Here is a 17,629-nt window from a genome sequence, read left to right as displayed (position 1 = left end):
CAGGGCGTCCCTCATTACGGCGCGTCCGTCGTAACGGCGCAGGAGCGGGTCCGGATACATCTGTGACCGGCAGGCAGGGGGAAGGGACGCCAATGACGTGGACGGGCAGACGGGCCCTGGTGACGGGGGCGTCGGGCTTCATCGGCGGGCACCTCGCCGCGCGCCTGGCCGCGCTGGGTGCCGAGGTGCACGGGGTGAGCAGGACCCAGCGGCCCGGCGGCGCGGAGGTGCGCCGCCACCAGGTGGACCTGCGCGACCAGGAGGCCACGGCCGAGCTGGTGCGCACGGTACGCCCGGACGTCGTGTTCCACCTGGCGAGCGAGGTGAACGGCGCGCGGGAGCCTGAGCTGGTGCCGCGCACGCTGGCGGGCAACCTGCAGACCACGGTGAACCTGCTGACCGCCGCCGTGCGCGCGGAGTGCCGGGTGGTGCTGGCGGGCTCGATCGAGGAGCCCAGGCCGGGCAACGAGCAGGCCGCGCCGCCGTCGCCGTACGCGATGGCCAAGCACGCCGCCTCCGGCTACGCCGACCTGTACCGGCGGCTGTGGGGGCTGCCGTGCACGGTGCTGCGCCCCTCCATGGTGTACGGGCCCGCGCAGCGCGACCAGACCAAGCTGGTGCCGTACGTGACACTGGCGCTGCTGCGCGGCGAGGAGCCCCGCCTGACCAGCGGCGCGAAGCTCGCCGACTGGGTGTACGTGGACGACGTGGTGGAGGCGTTCGTCGCCGCCGCGGACAGCGACCGGGCGATCGGGCGGTCCTTCGACGTCGGGACCGGGGTCACGACGTCCGTGCGCGAGGTGGTCGAGCAGCTCTACGAACTGGCGGGCAGCCCGGTCAAGCCGCGCTTCGGGGCGGTGGCGGACCGGCCGCTGGACATCACGCAGGTGGCCGACACCGGCCCTGCGCAAGAGCTGATCGGCTGGCGGGCCACCGTCGGCCTGACCGCCGGGCTGCGCCGCACGCTCGCCTGGTACGCCCAGCGCCTCGCCGACCAGGGCGTGACCAGGAAGCTCAACCAGGGCGTGACCAGGAAGACCGACCAGGGCACGACCAGGAGCCCCGATCAGGGCGTGATTCGGTAGACGTGGTAGGCGTGCTCGGTGGCGAAGGCGTCGGTGACGACGCCGTCGCGGATGGGCACGCTCCGGTTCTCGAACAGCACCTCGGCGCTGCCGGCGGAGGCGAGCGCGGCGGGCAGCCGCAGCCGGTAGGTGCCGGGCGAGCCCTGCTCTCCCACGGTGGCGAAGACGTAGTAGGAGCCGTCGTGCCGCTTGAGCATGGTGTCGAGCCTGGGCTCGAACGTGTGGGCGTACGACTGGGTGTTGAGCACCGGCGCCAGGGAGGTGATGCGCCGGTTCAGCTCGGTCACGGCGGCCCTGATGTCCTTGGTGCACGGCTCGCGCAGCACGTGCTGGCTGACGCATGCCCCGCCGAAGCTGTGGTTGAAGTAGACGATGCCGCGCGCCTCGTGGACGAGGGCGTTCATGACGGCCCCGGCGATCTGGTCGGCGGTGATGGCGGTACGTCCGTTGGCGCCGGGCCAGCCGACCTCGACGAAGGCGTACACGGGCTGGCGGCGGCCGTCGAGCGCGTCGAGCCGGCGGGTCCTGTCGACGACCCGGCCGTAGTTGGCGGCCCTGGGGCAGCGGTCGCGGGGCAGCTTGAGCCAGGTCTCGGCCTCTGAGCAGATGTGGGCGTCGGTGTACCAGTAGATGTCGGTGGACAGCACGTCGGTGTAGCTGTTGACGAACGTGCTCGCCTCCTCGTCCGACTCCCACATGGCGACGCCCTTGCCGAAGTTGGCGTAGTGCAGGCGGCCGTCGCCCTTGGGCAGCTTGTCCTTGAGCGTGCGCATCACCGTGTAGCCGCAGGGCGGCTTCTCCGGCAGGCAGATCTGTCCCTCTCCGGCGAACTTCCCGCTCCACTTGCCGTCGCCGGGGCCCGCGAACATGTCGGGCTCGTCGGTGAGCAGCCAGCCGACCGTCTCGGGGCCCGCGCCGGGAAGGGGCTTGCTGGTCATGGCGTACATGCCGTGCTCGCGGATCAGCTTCATGTCGCTGTTGGCGGTCAGCTCGACGTACGTGTTGAGCCCGGCCTCCTTGTCGAGCCGGACGTCACGTTCCTCCAGGACGGACTCGAACCAGACCCCGATGGGGAAGAACGCGGGGTCCGTCCATCCCGCCTCCTTGGCCACGGGGAAGTCCGCGTAGTAGGCGGGGCCGCCCTCCCAGGGCACGCGCGGCAGATCGAAGCGCTCGGCCGTGGTGGCGGCTCCCCCTTGCGCGATGACCCAGGCCACGCCGACCACCAGCACCAGCGGGATGAGCAGTAACCACTTCGATAGCCTGCGCGAAGCCATGTCCCTCCAGCTACGGGGTGATCCGATAGACGTGGTAGGCGTGCTCGGTGGCGAAGGTCGCGGTGAAGCGGCCTTCCCTGTCGACCTCGATCGGGCGTCCAGTGAGATGGTCCACGATCCGGCCGCGCGGCGACAGGTTCGCCGGGACGGTGAGCGTGTGGTCGCCGGTGGCCGCGCCGCGCCCCGGCATGGCGAACAGGTAGTACGCGCCGTCGTGCTCCTTGAGCACGGTGTCCAGCTCGGGGGCGAAGTCGTAGGCGTACGAGGGGCTGTTGAGCACGGGCGCGAGCCGCTCGATCAGCGCGTTCAGCTCGGTCACCGCCTTCCTGACCTTCGCGCCGCAGGCGCTGCGCAGCAGGTCGTCGCTCTTGCAGCGCGGGCCTGGACCGTGCGGGTCGTAGACGATGCCGCGCGCGCCGTGGATGAGCGAGCTCATCACCGCGCCGCCGACCTGGCCGGGCGTGAGGCCGGCGAGCGAGATGACGGCGAAGACGGGCCTGCGCAGGCCGTCGCGGGCGTCCAGCTCGCGTACGCGGTCCACGGTCGCGCCGTAGTTAGCGGCCAGGCGGCACTGTCCGGCCGGTAGCTGCCGCCAGCGGGCGGCCTCGGCGCAGACGTTCTTGTCGGCGTACCAGTTGACGTCCACGCCGATGAGGTCGGCGTAGTCGTTGACGAACCTGCCGGCCTGCGGGTCGGTGGCCTGGTGGACGACGCCCTTGCCGAAGGTCGCGTAGACGGGGCCGTCGCGGCGGGGCAGCTTCGCGGCGCTCGCGCTCAGCACGCTGTAGCCGCAGTACGACAGCTCGGGGCGGCACGGCGCGCGGCCGGTCCTGCCGCTCCAGCGAGACTGCCCGATGCCCGCCCACTCGTCGGCCTTGGCGGGCAGCGTGGCGCCCACGGTCTCCGCGCCCGTGCCGGGCGGGCGCTCGGTGGTCAGCGCGGTCATCCCGGCCTTGCGCAGCAGGCGGGGGCGGCTGTCGGCGGTCAGCTCCAGGTACGTGTTCACGCCCATGGCCCGGTCGGCGGCGACCTGCCGGGCCGTGCGGGCCGAGGAGAACCACAGTCCGACGGGGAAGAACGACTCCCGCGTCCAGCCCGCCTCGGCCAGGCGCGGCCATGCCGCGTACGCGTCCGGGCCCTCCCCGGGCAGGGCGCGCAGCGTCATGGACGGCGCGGTCAGCGACGGCGGCGGGGGCTGTGCCGGGTGGTCGCGCAGCCAGACCCAGCCGCCCGCCGAGATCGCGGCGGCCGTCACCACCGAAGCCACCTTGGCCCACGTGCCTCGCCCCACCGCCGGTGTGCCCTGCCCGGCCGTCTTCGCGGGCTCGTCCCGGCTCATCCCGGCTCCCGTTCGGTCAGGGCCGCCAGTGCGGCGGCGCGGCCGGCCCAGGTCGCGCCCGCCAGCGAGGCGCGCAGTTCCTCCGCGGGCAGCGGCGGGCCGTCGGCCAGGCTCGTCTTGATGGCCGCGACGAACTCCTCCGGGGTGGCGGCCACCCTGACCCGGCCCGCGTAGTGGGCCAGCTCGTCGAACGGGGTGCTGACCACCGGCAGGCCGAGCGCCAGGAACTCCTTGAGCTTGATCGGGTTGGCGTGCCTGATCCAGTCGTTGGCCGGCCAGGGCATGATCGCGACGTCGAAGCCGGAGCCGTACGCGGGGATCTCCTGGTACGGCCGGAAGCCGAGCCAGTGCACGTTGGGGTGCTTGGTGAGCCGCCCGATGTCGCCGTTGGCGTCGCCGATGAGCACGATCGAGGTCTCCGGCAGCTCGACGGCGACCCGTTCGAGCAGCTCGAAGTCCACCACGAAGTCGTCGAGCGCGCCGAAGAAGCCGATGCGCGGTCCTGGGATGGCGCGCAGGTCGGCGGGCTGCCTCTCCTCGGGCACGGGGGTGAAGTGCGCAAGGTCCACGCCGTGGTCGAGGAAGTACGCGCGCTCGCCGGTCAGCGGGGCCTCCTCGCGCATGAGGGCGCGGCTGACGTAGACGATGTGGTCGGCACGTTCCAGCAGGGCGCGTTCGAGCGCCTCGATGGTGGGGCGGTCGGACTCGGGGAAGTCGGAGTGGCGGTCGGAGCGGTTGAAGATCAGGGCGCGGCGGGGCATGAGGCGCACGGCGTCCCAGGCGGTCGGGATCGTCACCATGATCACCGGGCGGCGCAGGCCGAGAAGGGCGCAGACCGCGCGCACCTGGGTCCTGACCAGCCAGGCGTTCAGCGCCCTGCCCCTGGGGCTGCGGTAGAAGGGCAGCGGCAGGGGCGACATGACCCATAGGCGCGGCTCGACCCTGCGGACGAGCTTGGCGACGCTGCGCAGCTTCCTGATGATGCGCCTGGCCACGTACGTGGTCTTGCCGGGTGTCGGCATGCGCATGCCGATGCTGTTGACGATCAGGACCCGGCGCGAGCGGGCCAGGTGGCGCATGAGCTGGAAGTCGGAGTGCGCCCTGTTGTGGTACCACCAGTCCTGGCCGGAGAAGCAGACGTACGGCGGCGGCTCCCCCGCCGCCCGCGGCTCCCCGGAAGTTCCCGGGGAGCCGCCGGAAGCCCCCGGCGGGGTGGGCCAGGCGGGCATGCGGGCGAGCTCGCGCAGCGCCTGGCGGTGCCGGGCGCCACCGGTCCGGCCGCGGGCCACGGCGCGCAGCGCCTCGTTCAGCGCCACGGCCAGCCGCATGAGCGAAGCCCTGGCGGGTCCATGACGCTCGCGGTGCAGCCTGACCCGGTTGAGCGCGGACATCGTCCACAGCGGGCTCGACCGGTCCTGCTCGCCGCCGATGTGCACGGCCCGCGCGCGCGGCTCGTACGCCACCCGCAGCCCGTGGTCGCGGGCCCGCAGCATGTACTCGGTCTCCTCGGAGTACAGGAAGTAGCGCTCGTCCAGCAGGCCGACGGTGTCCAGGCAGCGGCGGGAGATCAGCCAGGCCGCCCCGGTGGCCCAGTCGGGGTAGGCGGGCCGGTCGTACGCGCGGGGATCGACCACCAGCTCGCCGAGCGGCGCGTACCTGCCCGCACGCAACCCGCCGAGCAGCGCCTCGCCGAGCGCCCGCAGCACGGTGGGGCGGCGGCGCAGCGAGAGCTGGAGCCTGCCGTCGGGGTGGGTCAGCCGGGGCACCGCGATGCCGGCGCCGGGCTCGCGCAGCTTCTCGCGCAGCAGCCGCACCGAGCCGGGCGCGAGCCTGATGTCGGCGTTGAGCACGAGGACGTCGCAGCCGGGTGCCGCCTGGATGCCCGCGTTCACGCCGGCCGCGAACCCGCCGTTGCGGCCCGTACGGACCAGCTCGACGCCCGGCCCGGCGGCGAGCACCCTGGCCACGGTGTCGTCGCGCGAGTCGTTGTCCACCACGATCGTCCTGCTGGGGCCGGCGTCGCGCAGCGCGTCAGGCAGGCCGGCCAGGCAGTCCTCGATGACCTCGCCGCTGTTGTAGGTGACGATGACGACGGCAAGCGCGGGGTGGTCGATCGCGGGCACGCTCATCGGCGGTGGCCAATCTGTCGGGTGTCTAGGGGCGGCGGCCGGCGGTCAGGCGCCGCCATGCGGCGCCGGCCAGCAGGCCGAAGGCGAAGGGCAGGTCGTCGCGGAGGTACCGGCGTGCCAGGCGGCGCGGCTCCAGCGCGAGCCGGAACAGCCACTCGGCGCCCGCTCGCTGCAGGGCGCGCGGCGCCCGTTTGAAGCGTCCCGCCGCCATGGGGATGCCCGCGCCGCAGCCCAGGTACCAGGCGCGCGGCAGCTCGGGACGGAGCACGGCGATGAGCCGTTCCTGCTTGGGGAAGCCGAGCCCGACCAGCACCAGGTCGGGGGCCGCCGCGCAGACCAGCTTGACGGTCCTGTCCACCTCGGCGGGGTCGCGCTCGAAGCCGAACGGCGGCGCGTACGCGCCCGCCACCACCAGGCCGGGGTATCGGGCGGCCAGCACCTCTCCTGCCCGCTCCGGCACGCCGGGCTCGCCGCCGACCAGGAAGACCGAGCGGCCTTCGCGGGCGGCGCACGCGGCGAGCGTGAAGACCAGGGACGCGCCGGTGACGCGGTCGGGCAGGCGGGCGCCGGCGATCCTGGCGGCCCACACGACCGGCATGCCGTCGGCCACCACCAGCTCCGCCGCGGCGACCAGCGCGGCCAGGTCGGGTGCGCGGGTGGCGGCTCTGACGATGTCCACGTTGGCGGTCACGATCGCGCCGCCCAGGCCGGCGCGCCAGGCGCGCGTGACGTGCTCGGCGACCTCGGCCTCGGTCATCGCCATGACCTCGATGGCCCCCACCCGGGCTCGGGATGCTGGATCGTTCCTGTCAGAGGAGCGGTCCACGGGATTGTCCTCACCCCTCCTCGGGCTTGACGTGCCTGGCCGTCAGTCCTTCCTTTTTGTCATCGGGGCAGGGCTTTATCCGTTACGTGCCAAGGGTCAGGATTGCCCTATGAGAGTGGAGCGCGGCCCGCTGGCCGGGACACTGCTGTTCACCCCCACCCCGCACCGCGACGAGCGCGGATTCTTCACCAGGACCTTCGACGCCGCCATCGCCGAGGAGCATGGTCTCGACCCGGCCGCGTTCGTCCAGGACAGCCAGTCGCGTACGGTCGCGGGCGGCATCCGCGCCCTGCACGGCAGAAGCGGGCGTGGCGAGGCCAAGCTCGTCAGGTGCGCCCGCGGCGCGGTGTACGACGTGCTCGTGGACGCCCGCCCCGGCTCGCCGACGTTCGGGCGGCAGATGGCGGTCACGCTCGACGACAAGGACTTCGTCCACCTGTACGTGCCCCCGGGCCTGCTCCACGGCTACCAGGCGCTCACCGAGGCCGACGTCTGCTACCGCATCGACAGGGAGCACGACCCGTCCGAGGACATCTCGGTCCGCTACGACGACCCCGACCTCGCCATCGCCTGGCCGCTGCCGGTCACCGCGATCAGCGCGCGGGACCTGAACGCGGGCTCGTGGAAGGACGCGCTGCGGCGGCTGGGCCTCTAAAGCGCCGCCCCGGCTCGAACCCCGGCGGCTTGCGCGCCGGCGTCGCGGCGCACCATCCGCAGCAGCGCGCCCACCAGCCCGATCAGCAGGAAGGACAGCGAGTTGGCGGTGCTGAAGGAGTTGAGGTCGAACGTGGCACAGCCGAGCAGCGGCACCGCCAGCGCCGCCGCCAGCGTCAGCCCGAGATCCTTGGTACGCGCGTCCGCGCCGATCCGCCGTACCCGCAGCGCCGCCACCATGCCGACGACGAAGAGCCCGGCGAACCCGAGCAGCCCCCAGATGCCGCCCTGCACGGCGGTGAGCAGGTACTGGTTGTCGAAGACCGGGTGGTGCGGCGGGAACCAGGTGCCGTGGCCCCGCCCGAGCCAGGGATGCCGGAGGAACTCGGCGAGCGCGGTGCTGTAGTCGTTGGTACGCCAGCGCAGGCTCTCGTCGTTGTCCAGGTTGCCGAACAGCCCGATGATCGCCCCGAGCAGCCCGGGGACGAACAGCCGCAGCAGCACCAGGAAGCCGATCAGCCCCGCGCCCGCCCGCAGCCGCCGCGACCTGTTCCACCCGGCGAGCAGGATGACCCCCGAGCCCGCCAGGCCGAGCACGGTCGAGCGGGAGGCCGAGAACGCCATACCGCCCGCGATCAGCGCGCACATCACCCACCAGCGCAGCGAGGGCGCGCGGCGCTCCCAGGCGTCGAACGCGTAGTGCAGCCCGAGCGGCAGCACCATCGCCGACACCACGCCGAACTCGATGGGGTGCGTGGCCGTCGAGGCGACCCTGTTGACGCCGTTGCGCTGCAGGATCGTCTCCTCGACCGAGCGCAGGCGGGAGCCGGGCATGTGCAGGTATTCGGTGAGGTCGAAGGTGAACAGGAACTGCAGCCCGCCGATCACGCCCATGATCGCGCCCGCGACGACGAGCGTCTTCAGCACCAGGTCGAGCCGGTCGCGCCCGGACACGCCGTCCACGGCGAGCAGCGCGATGCCGGCGACGCCGACCGTGATGACGAGGATGTGGTCCGACAGCGCCAGCTCGTGCGCGGGCAGGTAACCGGCCGTCGTGTACGCGTACGTCACCAGGAACGTGATCACGTAGAAGTAGATCGCGTACCTGACCATGCTGGGGCCCTTGGCGGCGCCGAGCGTGGTGGTGAGGTGGGCACAGCACCACCAGACGGCGGCCATCAGGCCGATGGCCTCGGCGTAGGTCAGGTCGAACGGCAGCCCGCCGATCACCTGCCGGGCGGGCACCAGCATGAGCACCACGACGAAGACGGCGCACAGCGTGGCGGCGTCCGCGCCGCGGCGCCCCGTGCTCGACGATGGCAGCCTGGCCACGCTCATCGCGGCAGCACCGCCTCCTCGGCCGCCGCGGCGGCCGCGCCGGCCTCCTGCGGCCGTTGCTCCTGACGCCGCCGCCGCAGCCCCTGCGCGATGCTCTCGGTGGCGTAGGAGGCGCCCAGGGCGGCCATGACGCCCAGCGCCAGCACGACCGCCGCGGCGCGCGTCTTGCCGCCCCGCTCGGGCTGGGGCTCGGTCGGCCCGATCATCGGGGTCAGGTTGATGAACGTCTCCGGCGGCGCACCCAGCAGGTGCTGGCGGCGGTCCAGCTCGGCCTTGGCCCGCTCGGCGACCCGTTCGACGATCCGCTTGGCGTCCTGCGGCGACGGGCTCGTGCCCTCGATCACCACGAACGGCGCGTTGATCAGCAACTCCGGGTTGGGATGGCCGTTGTGCACCTCGTACGTCGTCGGCGAGTCGGGGTGCACGCCGAGCTGGGCGGCCACCTCGGGGCTGCCCAGCACCTGCACCATGATCGAGGCCGTCATGTTCAGGCCGCCGTCGAAGTTCAGCAGCGGGTTGACCAGCGGGTTGGGGTGGTTGGGCTGCGGCATGCGGTAGGAGCCGCTGGTCGGCACCGTGAGCACCATGAGGGTGGTCGAGACGTACCGGGTGGGGACCGTGGTGTACATGCCGTACGCGGCGGTGATCGTCAGCAGCAGCGCCGACAAGGCCACGTACCAGCGGCGGACGAGGACGGAGATCGCCTGCCATAAATCCACGTCGTCCCCCTCACCCCTCTTTGAGGCAATCGACGGGAAAGCGGGGCGTGTTACCCGATGTCTGTAACGTGCCAAAGTCCTGCCTCGATACACCGGGGGCCGACAGAGGCATCCGCGAGAGGTGAGCCGTGGAAGAGTGCTGCGCGCCGTGGGGCCGCCCATGAGGACGCTGGCCGTCGTGACCCCCAGCTACGGCCCCGACGCCGGCCACTTCGGCGACCTGCACGACTCGGTGCTCCGCTTCACCCCGCCCGGCACCGTGCACCACGTGATCGTGCCGCGCCCCGACCTGCGGCTGTTCGCGCCGTACGCGGGGCCGCGCTGCCGGGTCTGGACGGTGGACGAGCTGCTGCCCAGGCGGTACGTCCAGGTGCCCCGCATGGGCATGTGGGTCAATGTGCGCCGGCCCTGGCCGCCGGTGCGCGGCTGGGTGATGCAGCAGATCGTCAAGATCGCGGCCAGCGCCGCCATGGACACCGACGTCGTGCTGGTCGCCGACTCCGACGTGGTGCTGCTCCGGCCGGTCACCGCCGCGCGGGCGCTGGTCGACGGCAGGGTGGCGCTGCACAGGCTGGAGGGCGGCGTGCACGCGGCGATGCCCCGCCACCTGCTCTGGCATCGCGTCGCCCGCGACCTGCTGCGGCTTCCGCCGCCGCCGGGGCCGCCGCTGCCCGACTACATGAGCCCGCTGACCTTCTGGCAGCCCGCCACCGTGCGCAAGCTGCAGGACCGGCTCAGGGAGACCACCGGGCGGCACTGGATCGAGGCGTTCGGCTCGCGGCTGCACGTCTCCGAGTTCATGCTGTACGGCGTCTTCGTCGACGAGGTGCTGAGCGCCACCGACGGACGGCCGCCCTCCGACACCTCGATCTGCCACAAGACACCCGACGAGTCGCCGATGGACCTGCGCACCGCGCTGGACTTCGCCGGGCGGGTGGGGCCCGAGGCGATCGGCATGATGATCTCCTCCAAGTCGGGCACACCGCCCGAGGTGCGGCAGGCGGCCATCCGGCACGGCATGGAGGTCGCCGCCCGGACGTCCTGACCCGGCGTCAATCGCCTTCGCCGGACTTGTCGGCCGCCGTCTCGTTCGACGCGCCGACCAGATCCGCTCCGGTTCCCGAGGTGCTCGCGGGTGCCTGGCCGTTGGGCGAGGCGTCCGAGGTGAACGTCCCGCCGTCCACGGCCGGGGCGGTGCGGCGGCGGAAGAGGCCGCGCACCTGCACCGCGTACGCGCAGCCGAGGCCGGCGAGGATCGTGGCGAGCAGCGCGCCCACGGCGTACTGGATCTTCGCGGTGGGGTCGTACTTCGGTGGCAGCACCACGACGGTGCTGAGCGTGATGTACGTGCTGCGCGGCGCGCCGAGCGCGACCTGGTACGCGGTGAGCCGCTCGCGCAGCCGCCGGTGCGCCCGTTCCAGTACCTGCGTGGCGGTCGCCGGATCGTCGCTTTCGACCGCGACGTGCAGGAACGGCCCGAGCGTCACGACGCCGAGCAGGTCGGCGTTCGACCGCCCGTCGTCGATGACGATGGTGGTCGGGCCGTTCTCGGTGACGCCGAGGCGGCGCAGCTCGTCCTTGCCGTTGAGCGCGACGATGAGGATGCCGGCCACGGTGCGCAGCCCGTTGTTCTGCTGCAGCAGGGGGTTGGTCTGGCCGACCGGGCCGGCCGGGTCGAGCGAGAGGGTGCCGCCGCTCGGCGGCGGGGTGAGGATCAGCGACGACTCGGTGGCGTAGCGGGCAGGGGTGATCAGGTACGCCGCCACCGCGAGGACGAGACCGAGTGCGAGGATCGGCAGGGCGATGGCGCGCCGCCGGAGCAGCCCCAGCACATCGTTCCAGAAAGCCATGGTCACCTTCGCCCCCCAGCCTTCCTCGCCCGCCGCATGAGCGCGTACGCCGCCCCGGCTCCGATCAGCGCGCCGAGCGCCCCGCCGCCCGCCGCCGCCAGGATCCTGTCCCGGTAGACGGGCTCGGGCGGGGTGGCGGGCCGCACGTCGAGCAGGCCCATGTGGGTGATGGGCGGCGCGCCCAGCGACGTCTGCCAGTTCTTCAGCTCCGTCCGCACCTGGCCCTGTGCCTTGGCCATGACCTCCCGCACGGTGGCGGCGGACGGGCCCTCCACCTCGATGTGCAGGAACGGCCCGCTGGAGCCCACCTTCAGCAGGTCGGGGTCGGTGCGCCCGTCGTCCACGGTCACCTCGACCGGCCCGCCGTCGGTGACGCCCAGCGCCTTGGCCACCCGCTCGTTGCGCATCGACAGGATGACGATCCCCGCCGTGGTCCGCAGCGGGTCGCCGAACTGCAGCAGCGGGTTGGTCAGGCTCTGCTCGGCGGCGGGCCTGACCTCTTGGGTGCCGCCCGCGGTGGAGATGGTGACCACCATGGCCGCCGTGGACGCGTAACGGGCCGGCATGAGGAGGAACCCGGCGGCGGCGAACGCGAGCGCCGCCACGACGACGGGAGGACCGACGAGCTTGTTCCCGGCCAGACCGAGAAGAGTCGTCCAGAAGCGCACTTGGCCCGCCCGTCCGCGTTGTTCCGGTATATCGGATACATCGGGAAATCGTGCGTTCATGGCATTCGTTACGCAGCACTCGTTACGCGGGGCGCAGCAGGGACAGCACCTTACGGCCGCGCCGGGCGACCGTGCGGCGCTGTCTGCGCGCGTACATGCGCAGCACGGCCGCCCGCGCCGCGCGGCGCTGCGCGGCCGTCAGCCCCGGCACGTGCTCGGCGGAGCCCACCCACCGCAGCAGCTCGCGGAGCTGGAGGGTGTTGGACACGTGCGCCTGCCAGGACGGCACGCCGAGCCTGCGCGCCACCTTGGTGATGCGCTCGACGCGGGTGTTGCGGTGCGCCAGCACCTCGGGCACATGCCCCCAGGGACCGGCCAGCGCCAGCTTGGCCGCGAAGATCTCGTCCTCGTGCAGCATGTTCCTGCGCGGGATGCCGGTCGCGGGCCCGCGCCGCAGCAGCCCGTAGAGCGGGTCCATGAGCAGCGGGCTCTCGTTGAGCAGCCGCAGCCACTCGCGCAGCCGCTCCACCGGGTCGTCGGAGCCGAGGCCGGTGCCGTCGTAGGCGGCCATCCTGGTCACGCCGTCGGGGCCGGTGTAGGCGACCTGCGTGGTGACCAGCACCAGCCGCTCGTCCGCCGCGAAGGCCGCCATGGCGCGCGAGATGCAGGACGGGTCGAGCCGGTCGTCGTCGCCGATCCAGCGGACGAACGCGCCGCGGGAGATCCTGGCGGCGTGGATGAAGTTGCCGAGCAGGCCGACGTTGTGCGGGTGCCGGTGGTAGACGATCCTGGGGTCGCCCGCCGCGAGGTCCCTGCACACCTCCTCGGTGGCGTCGGTGGAGGCGTTGTCGGAGATGACCAGCTCGACGTTCCCGTAGTCCTGCGCGAGCACGGATTTCACGACCTGTTCCAGCCGTTCCGCGCCGTTGCGGACGGGCAGGGCGATCGACACCAGTTCAGCACCGGACATCTCAGAGCCGGACATGGGTCCTCCCTCGACGCGTCAGCCGGCCGAGCATCGCGCGCGGCGTGGCCAGCAGGGCGAATACGACCAGTCCTGAGCCGCCCACGACGAGCAGCTCTGGCAGCGGGGGCCACGCGAAGGCGGCGGCGAGCGCGGTCAGGTACGCGCACGTCACCGCCGAGGCCAGCGCGGGCCGGAGCAGGCCGGGCAGCACGCCGCGCAGCCGTACGCCCTGCCGGCGCAGCAGCAGCGCGCCCAGCGGCAGCGCGACGAGGACGGCCACGGCGGCGTGCCCGATGGCCGCGCCCGTGATGCCGCCGAGGTGCGCCCCGATGATGAGGGCGGGCAGCAGCGCGAGCGCCCAGCCGAGGTTGAGCCAGACCGTGCTCCTGGTCGCGCCGGTCGAGATGAGGATGTCGGTGACCAGGTACGACGTGATCATCCTGACGACCATGAGCACGGACAGGAAGCTCAGCACGGGGGCCGCGGGAGCCCAGCGGGGCTCGTACAGGAACGTGATGAGGGGATGCGCGAGCGTGGCCATGACCAGCGCCACCGGCATCACGAACGACACCAGCAGCGGCACCGACCTGCGCACGCCCTCCGACAGCGAGTCCGGGTCCTCGGCCAGCCGCGAGAAGCCGGGCAGCGCGACGTAGCGCAGCGCCGTGCCGATCACCCCTGGCACCCAGCTCGACACGTTGAAGGCCAGCAGGTAGTAGCCGAGCTGCTGCTCGCCGAGCACCGCGCCCACGACGACGAAGCTGGAGTTCATCAGCACGGCCTCAAGGCCGAAGCCGAGCGCCGACGGCAGGCCGAAGCGCAGCAGGCGGGCGGCGATGGCCCGGTCGAAGCCGAACCGCCACGGCATCCTGGCCAGCCGGACGATGACGGCACCGGTCACGATCGCGCCGCCGAGCTGGCCCCAGGCGAAGCTGTAGGCGCCCGCGCCGGCCGCCGCCAGCGAGATCGCGACCGTGGCGTTGACCGCGAACCCGGCGAGGTTCGCGGCGGCGAGGCGGTCCTGGGCGAACTCGCGCATCAGCACCGCGCTGCGCACGGCGGTCACGGCCTCGACGAGGATGACGGCCGTGAGCAGCCGCACCACGCCGGTCGCCGGCTCGCTGCCGGCCAGCGCGGCGAAGTACGGCGCACCGGCCCAGAACAGCCCGTACAGGCCGGTGGCGAAGCAGAACGCGAGCACCGTGGCCGTGGGCGCGATCTCGGAGACCCGGCCGCGCCACTGGATGACGGCGGCCATGACGCCCGCGTCCTTGACGACCATGACGAACTGCGTGGCGGCCAGCGCGACCGCGTAGACGCCGAAGTCCTCGGTCGCCAGCAGCCTGGCCAGCACCAGGCTCATGACGAACGAGGCCGCCTTGGTGACCGTGTTGCCGAGCAGGCTCCAGCGCAGCCCGCTGCTCGCCTTGCGGCCGATGGACTCGACCCTGTCGCCGGTCACAGGGTCGCCGGTCACAGGGTCGCCGGTCACAGGGTCGTCAGTCACGGGGTCGTCGGTCACGGCGGGTCAGACCCGTTCCAGCCAGATCTCCCGCCAGAACGGTACGAACTCGCGCGGGCAGTTGAGGCTGTGCACGCCCGCGCAGACGACCCCCTCCAGCACGATGCACGGGTTCTTCATGGTCAGCATCTCGCCCGTCTTCTCGTCGATGCAGCGCTCGACCCTGGCCTGCACCCGCGCCGTCTTCCCGCAGTAGCGGGCCATCTCCTGCTCGAAGCCCATGCCGCGGTTGAGCAGGTCCTCGTTCAGCGTGGCGAGGATCTCCTCCTTGGACTTGACCCGCACCAGCTCCCCGGGTCGCAGGCCGAGGGTCTGCGTGGGCGTCCGCCCCTTCAGGCGGCCTTTGAGGAAGCCCCACGGCAGCCCCTCCTTGATCAGCAGCCATCGCGGCAGCACCCGCCTGGACAGGCGCTGGAGGCGGTTGAACAGCCCGATGGCGATGGCCTGCACGGTCCTGCCCAGGCCCACGTTGCCGGAGCGCACGTCGGTGACGTACTGGCGGGCGTTCGTGAACGGCAGGCAGGCCGGCGCGGCGCGCAGCAGCTCGGTCGCCTGGCAGGAGTAGCGCACGGTGCCGTCATCGGCGGGCGGCTTGCGGGTGTTCGCCTCCAGCAGCGGCAGCAGCCTGGCGTCCTGCGGCGCGGTCGTGGGCTCGTCCGTCACCGGCTTGAGCCATGCCTCCTTCCAGTAGAGGGAGCAGGCGGTCTGGCAGCCGCCGTGCGCCGAGCCGTCGCAGCGGGCGCCGGTCAGGTGCACGGCGCTGTCCATCTTGCGGAGCCCCGTACGGGTCTGGGTGTCGCACAGCTTGTGCGCCACCTTGTGCACGGTGAGGCGTTTGCCGCAGTAGGCCAGCATCTCGGGCATGAACGGCAGCCCGTCGAGCTCGCCCCGTTCGTCCAGCGTGGCCAGGATCTCGGCCTCGCTTCGCACTTCCACGAGGTCTCCGACCTTGTAGCGCATCACCCGGTCTCCTTGAGCAGTCCGGCCGCCAGCAGGGCGTCCGCCGCCGCACGCAGCGCGGCGAACGGCAGGTCCGAGCGCTCGGCGATGTCCAGCAGGCTCTTGCTCCCGTCGGACAGGTTGAGCACCCATAACATCGCGAGCTGCGCCTGTTTCGTGTCGCTGCGCCCGCCGAGCGAGTCGTAGAGCCCGCGCCGGCCGAGCTGCGGCTCGCCGTACGGGCTGAGGTTGAGGTAGGTACGGTCGCCCTCCAGCACCCCGGTGATGGCCTGGAGCGCGTCCAGGGTGTCCTCCAGGGCGGCCGGGGTGACGAAGTCCAGGTCGTCCCCCGAGGTGTGGTACTCGGGGTATTGGGCGTACGGGGTCCTGGTGAGGCTGCCGAACGGCAGGTCGAAGCCGGGCGAGCAGAACTGCCGCTCGTCGTAGCCGTACGGTGTGAACGGCAGCACCCGATGCGGCCGGCCCTTGAGCACGAGCGTCGCCGCCCGGTCGATCGCCGCGTCACCCCTCCTGCTCCGCTTGTAGGTGAGCCGCCCGGAGTCGCCCGCGCAGGCCAGCGTGAGCCCGTGCTTGATGCGCCCCACGCGCTCCCGGTTGCGGGCCAGCCACGTGATGGCGCCGATCGTGCCGGGTGCGAACAGGAACCGGTAGGTGTGGCGCGGCCGCTCCAGGCTCCTGGCCAGCGCCACGGCCACCGCGATTCCGGCGAGGTTGTCGTTGGCCAGTGACGGATGGCAGACGTGGCAGGAGATCATCACCTCGTCGCCGGTCTGCCCCGGCACGACGTGCTCGGCGTAGGTCAGGGACCCGTCGGCCAGCGTCGAGTCGATCACCACCTCGTACGGCCCGTCGCCCATGGCGTCGAGCGTGCGCTGACTGAGGCAGAAGCCCCACGTCCGCGCGTAGTACGAGGTCCGGTAGGGCACCAGGTCCGGCTGCTCGGGCAGCGTGTGCAGGTGGGGGCGGAGCTCGTCCAGCGTCATGGTGGCCGAGACCGGCTCGCTGTAGCCCACGACGTGCAGGTTCGAGCGCCGGAAGTCCACCACGCGCCGCCCTGAGGCGTCCTTGATGTAGGCGTCGCGGATGTTCCACTCCTGCGGGATCGTCCAGTCGAGCACCTGGGTCCCGGTCGGCACCTCGTGCACGGTCAGCGGCAGGTGCTCGCCGATGACGCCGAGGGTCGCGCGGAGGCCGTCGCCGGTGATGCTCCTGCACAGCGGGTAGAGCCGCGCCACCAGCGCGTGCATCTCCGCGCCCGTCATCTGGCCGCTCATGACGGGCGCAGCTCCGCGTTCACGGTGCCCTCCGCCTGCCGGTCGGCCAGCCGGGCGAGCCGGGTGAAGCGCCGCTCGAACGCCTCCCTGGTCAGCCCGTGACGGCGGTAGGCGTCGATCAGCTCGATCGCGCCGTCCTTCACCGTCCGCCGCGCCTCGGCGGCCGGCAGCGCCGCGCGCAACCGGGAGAAGTCCACCCGGTACGAGCGCGGATCCGCGCCCGTCTCCCCCGTGATCGTCACCGAAGCTCCGGGCACCGCCTCGGCGACGGTGGCGGCGATCTCGGCCACGGTGACGTTGTTCTGCTCGCCGCCCACGTTGAACGCCCGCGCGTGCACGACCTCCCTGGGCGCGGTGAGCGCCGCGGCGAACGCCTCCGCGATGTCCAGCACGTGCACCAGCGGCCGCCACGGCGTGCCGTCGGAGAGCACCTTGATCTCGCCCGCCAGGTGGGCGTGCCCGACCAGGTTGTTGAGCACGATGTCCGCGCGCAGCCGGGGCGAGAAGCCGAAGGCGGTGGCGTTGCGCAGGAAGACCGGGGTGAAGTCGGCGTCGGCCAGCTTCACCAGCTCGTCCTCCACGCGCACCTTCGACTCGGCGTACGGGGTCAGCGGCCGCAGCGGCGCGTCCTCGGTCACCAGCTCGTCGCCGCCTGAGGCGCCGTAGACCGAGCAGGTGGAGGCGTACAGGAAGCGCCGCACCCCGGCGTCGCGCGCCAGCCGGGCCAGCCGCACCGACGCGTGGTGGTTGATGTCGTACGTCAGCTCCGGCGCGAGCGAGCCCAGCGGGTCGTTGGAGAGCGCGGCCAGGTGGATCACCGCGTCGAAGCCGCGCAGCGCCTCGGCCGGCACGTCGCGCAGATCGGCCGCCAGGCCCGGCGGGTCGGTCGGCGGCGGGCCGAGCACGCAGTCGGCGAACAGGCCCGAGTCGAGGCCGGTGACCTCGTGCCCGGCCGCGCTCAGCACGGGAGCCATGACGGTGCCCAGATAGCCCTGGTGCCCGGTCAGCAGTACACGCATGT

The 17,629-nt window shown here is 72.5% G+C and carries 16 protein-coding genes; 3 read left to right on the top strand and 13 right to left on the bottom strand.

All coding sequences use genetic code 11. The annotated features are described in order from the left end of the window. Positions 1–92: 92 nt before the first annotated feature. Positions 93–1,085 carry an NAD-dependent epimerase/dehydratase family protein gene (locus ACFMQL_RS16050; protein WP_378785990.1) on the top strand — a complete coding sequence of 331 codons (993 nt, stop codon included), beginning with the start codon at positions 93–95 and terminating at the stop codon, positions 1,083–1,085. Here the strand turns inward: ACFMQL_RS16050 and ACFMQL_RS16045 are convergent. From ACFMQL_RS16045 to ACFMQL_RS16030, 4 genes are read right to left on the bottom strand one after another with little or no spacing between them, the layout of a single operon-like run. Continuing rightward, entirely contained in the window at positions 1,067–2,362 is a 1,296-nt protein-coding gene (locus ACFMQL_RS16045) for a hypothetical protein (RefSeq protein WP_364062498.1), read from the bottom strand. The genes ACFMQL_RS16050 and ACFMQL_RS16045 overlap by 19 nt on opposite strands. A gap of 10 nt (positions 2,363–2,372) precedes the next feature. Further along, entirely contained in the window at positions 2,373–3,701 is a 1,329-nt protein-coding gene (locus ACFMQL_RS16040) for a hypothetical protein (protein ID WP_364062495.1), read from the bottom strand. Next, positions 3,698–5,830 (bottom strand): glycosyltransferase, encoded by a 2,133-nt coding sequence (locus ACFMQL_RS16035; protein WP_378785989.1) that lies wholly within the window; start codon positions 5,828–5,830, stop codon positions 3,698–3,700. Before ACFMQL_RS16035 ends, ACFMQL_RS16040 begins: the two co-directional genes overlap by 4 nt. A gap of 25 nt (positions 5,831–5,855) precedes the next feature. Then, a complete protein-coding gene (locus tag ACFMQL_RS16030) occupies positions 5,856–6,611 on the bottom strand; it encodes a WecB/TagA/CpsF family glycosyltransferase (protein ID WP_364062489.1) in 756 nt (251 codons plus the stop codon). 154 nt (positions 6,612–6,765) lie between these two features. On the opposite strand from ACFMQL_RS16030, the gene ACFMQL_RS16025 reads away from it, so the two are divergent. Next, positions 6,766–7,311: a dTDP-4-dehydrorhamnose 3,5-epimerase gene (locus ACFMQL_RS16025; protein WP_364062486.1), complete on the top strand. Its 546-nt coding sequence runs from the start codon at positions 6,766–6,768 to the stop codon at positions 7,309–7,311. On the opposite strand, the gene ACFMQL_RS16020 is transcribed toward ACFMQL_RS16025, so the two are convergent. Then, complete coding sequence (locus tag ACFMQL_RS16020; RefSeq protein WP_378785988.1) at positions 7,308–8,648, bottom strand: O-antigen ligase family protein; 1,341 nt, start codon at positions 8,646–8,648, stop codon at positions 7,308–7,310. The two genes, ACFMQL_RS16025 and ACFMQL_RS16020, sit on opposite strands and share 4 nt — an antisense overlap. Next, positions 8,645–9,367 carry a hypothetical protein gene (locus ACFMQL_RS16015; RefSeq protein ID WP_364062480.1) on the bottom strand — a complete coding sequence of 241 codons (723 nt, stop codon included), beginning with the start codon at positions 9,365–9,367 and terminating at the stop codon, positions 8,645–8,647. The genes ACFMQL_RS16020 and ACFMQL_RS16015 overlap by 4 nt, the downstream gene beginning before the upstream one ends. A gap of 121 nt (positions 9,368–9,488) precedes the next feature. On the opposite strand from ACFMQL_RS16015, the gene ACFMQL_RS16010 reads away from it, so the two are divergent. Continuing rightward, on the top strand, positions 9,489–10,412 hold the full coding sequence (locus tag ACFMQL_RS16010; protein WP_378785987.1) for a DUF6492 family protein: 924 nt from the start codon (positions 9,489–9,491) through the stop codon (positions 10,410–10,412). A 7-nt stretch (positions 10,413–10,419) separates the two neighbouring features. Here the strand turns inward: ACFMQL_RS16010 and ACFMQL_RS16005 are convergent, their stop codons facing one another. The 7 genes from ACFMQL_RS16005 to ACFMQL_RS15975 all read right to left on the bottom strand — a co-directional run bounded on the left by ACFMQL_RS16005 (position 10,420) and on the right by ACFMQL_RS15975 (position 17,627). Next, complete coding sequence (locus ACFMQL_RS16005; RefSeq protein WP_364062474.1) at positions 10,420–11,217, bottom strand: hypothetical protein; 798 nt, start codon at positions 11,215–11,217, stop codon at positions 10,420–10,422. Between the two features lie 2 nt (positions 11,218–11,219). Further along, positions 11,220–11,885 carry a hypothetical protein gene (locus ACFMQL_RS16000; protein WP_364062471.1) on the bottom strand — a complete coding sequence of 222 codons (666 nt, stop codon included), beginning with the start codon at positions 11,883–11,885 and terminating at the stop codon, positions 11,220–11,222. Positions 11,886–11,967: 82 nt separating this feature from the next. Further along, entirely contained in the window at positions 11,968–12,870 is a 903-nt protein-coding gene (locus ACFMQL_RS15995; protein WP_364062468.1) for a glycosyltransferase family 2 protein, read from the bottom strand. After that, positions 12,857–14,359: a lipopolysaccharide biosynthesis protein gene (locus ACFMQL_RS15990; RefSeq protein ID WP_378785986.1), complete on the bottom strand. Its 1,503-nt coding sequence runs from the start codon at positions 14,357–14,359 to the stop codon at positions 12,857–12,859. The genes ACFMQL_RS15995 and ACFMQL_RS15990 overlap by 14 nt, the downstream gene beginning before the upstream one ends. Positions 14,360–14,380: 21 nt before the next feature. Next, positions 14,381–15,334 (bottom strand): hypothetical protein, encoded by a 954-nt coding sequence (locus tag ACFMQL_RS15985; protein WP_364063251.1) that lies wholly within the window; start codon positions 15,332–15,334, stop codon positions 14,381–14,383. Beyond that, positions 15,334–16,608, bottom strand: a complete 1,275-nt coding sequence (locus tag ACFMQL_RS15980; RefSeq protein WP_378785985.1) for a DUF4910 domain-containing protein — start codon at positions 16,606–16,608, stop codon at positions 15,334–15,336. The genes ACFMQL_RS15985 and ACFMQL_RS15980 overlap by 1 nt, the downstream gene beginning before the upstream one ends. Next, positions 16,605–17,627 (bottom strand): SDR family oxidoreductase, encoded by a 1,023-nt coding sequence (locus ACFMQL_RS15975; protein ID WP_364062460.1) that lies wholly within the window; start codon positions 17,625–17,627, stop codon positions 16,605–16,607. Before ACFMQL_RS15975 ends, ACFMQL_RS15980 begins: the two co-directional genes overlap by 4 nt. Positions 17,628–17,629: the final 2 nt, after the last annotated feature.

This window comes from Nonomuraea fastidiosa, from assembly GCF_042751225.1.
GTDB lineage: Bacteria > Actinomycetota > Actinomycetes > Streptosporangiales > Streptosporangiaceae > Nonomuraea > Nonomuraea fastidiosa.
The sequence above is the reverse complement of the archived record's forward strand: the minus strand, read 5'-3'. Positions and strand labels throughout refer to the sequence as shown.

Bases quoted from the DNA above. Each gene is read 5' to 3' on its own strand.
- ACFMQL_RS16005 (WP_364062474.1), bottom strand. From the start codon at position 11,217: ATGGCTTTCTGGAACGATGTGCTGGGGCTGCTCCGGCGGCGCGCCATC.
- ACFMQL_RS15980 (WP_378785985.1), bottom strand. From the start codon at position 16,608: ATGAGCGGCCAGATGACGGGCGCGGAGATGCACGCGCTGGTGGCGCGG.
- ACFMQL_RS16050 (WP_378785990.1), top strand. From the start codon at position 93: ATGACGTGGACGGGCAGACGGGCCCTGGTGACGGGGGCGTCGGGCTTC.
- ACFMQL_RS16025 (WP_364062486.1), top strand. From the start codon at position 6,766: ATGAGAGTGGAGCGCGGCCCGCTGGCCGGGACACTGCTGTTCACCCCC.
- ACFMQL_RS16020 (WP_378785988.1), bottom strand. From the start codon at position 8,648: ATGAGCGTGGCCAGGCTGCCATCGTCGAGCACGGGGCGCCGCGGCGCG.
- ACFMQL_RS16040 (WP_364062495.1), bottom strand. From the start codon at position 3,701: ATGAGCCGGGACGAGCCCGCGAAGACGGCCGGGCAGGGCACACCGGCG.
- ACFMQL_RS15985 (WP_364063251.1), bottom strand. From the start codon at position 15,334: ATGCGCTACAAGGTCGGAGACCTCGTGGAAGTGCGAAGCGAGGCCGAG.
- ACFMQL_RS16045 (WP_364062498.1), bottom strand. From the start codon at position 2,362: ATGGCTTCGCGCAGGCTATCGAAGTGGTTACTGCTCATCCCGCTGGTG.
- ACFMQL_RS15975 (WP_364062460.1), bottom strand. From the start codon at position 17,627: ATGCGTGTACTGCTGACCGGGCACCAGGGCTATCTGGGCACCGTCATG.
- ACFMQL_RS15995 (WP_364062468.1), bottom strand. From the start codon at position 12,870: ATGTCCGGCTCTGAGATGTCCGGTGCTGAACTGGTGTCGATCGCCCTG.
- ACFMQL_RS16035 (WP_378785989.1), bottom strand. From the start codon at position 5,830: ATGAGCGTGCCCGCGATCGACCACCCCGCGCTTGCCGTCGTCATCGTC.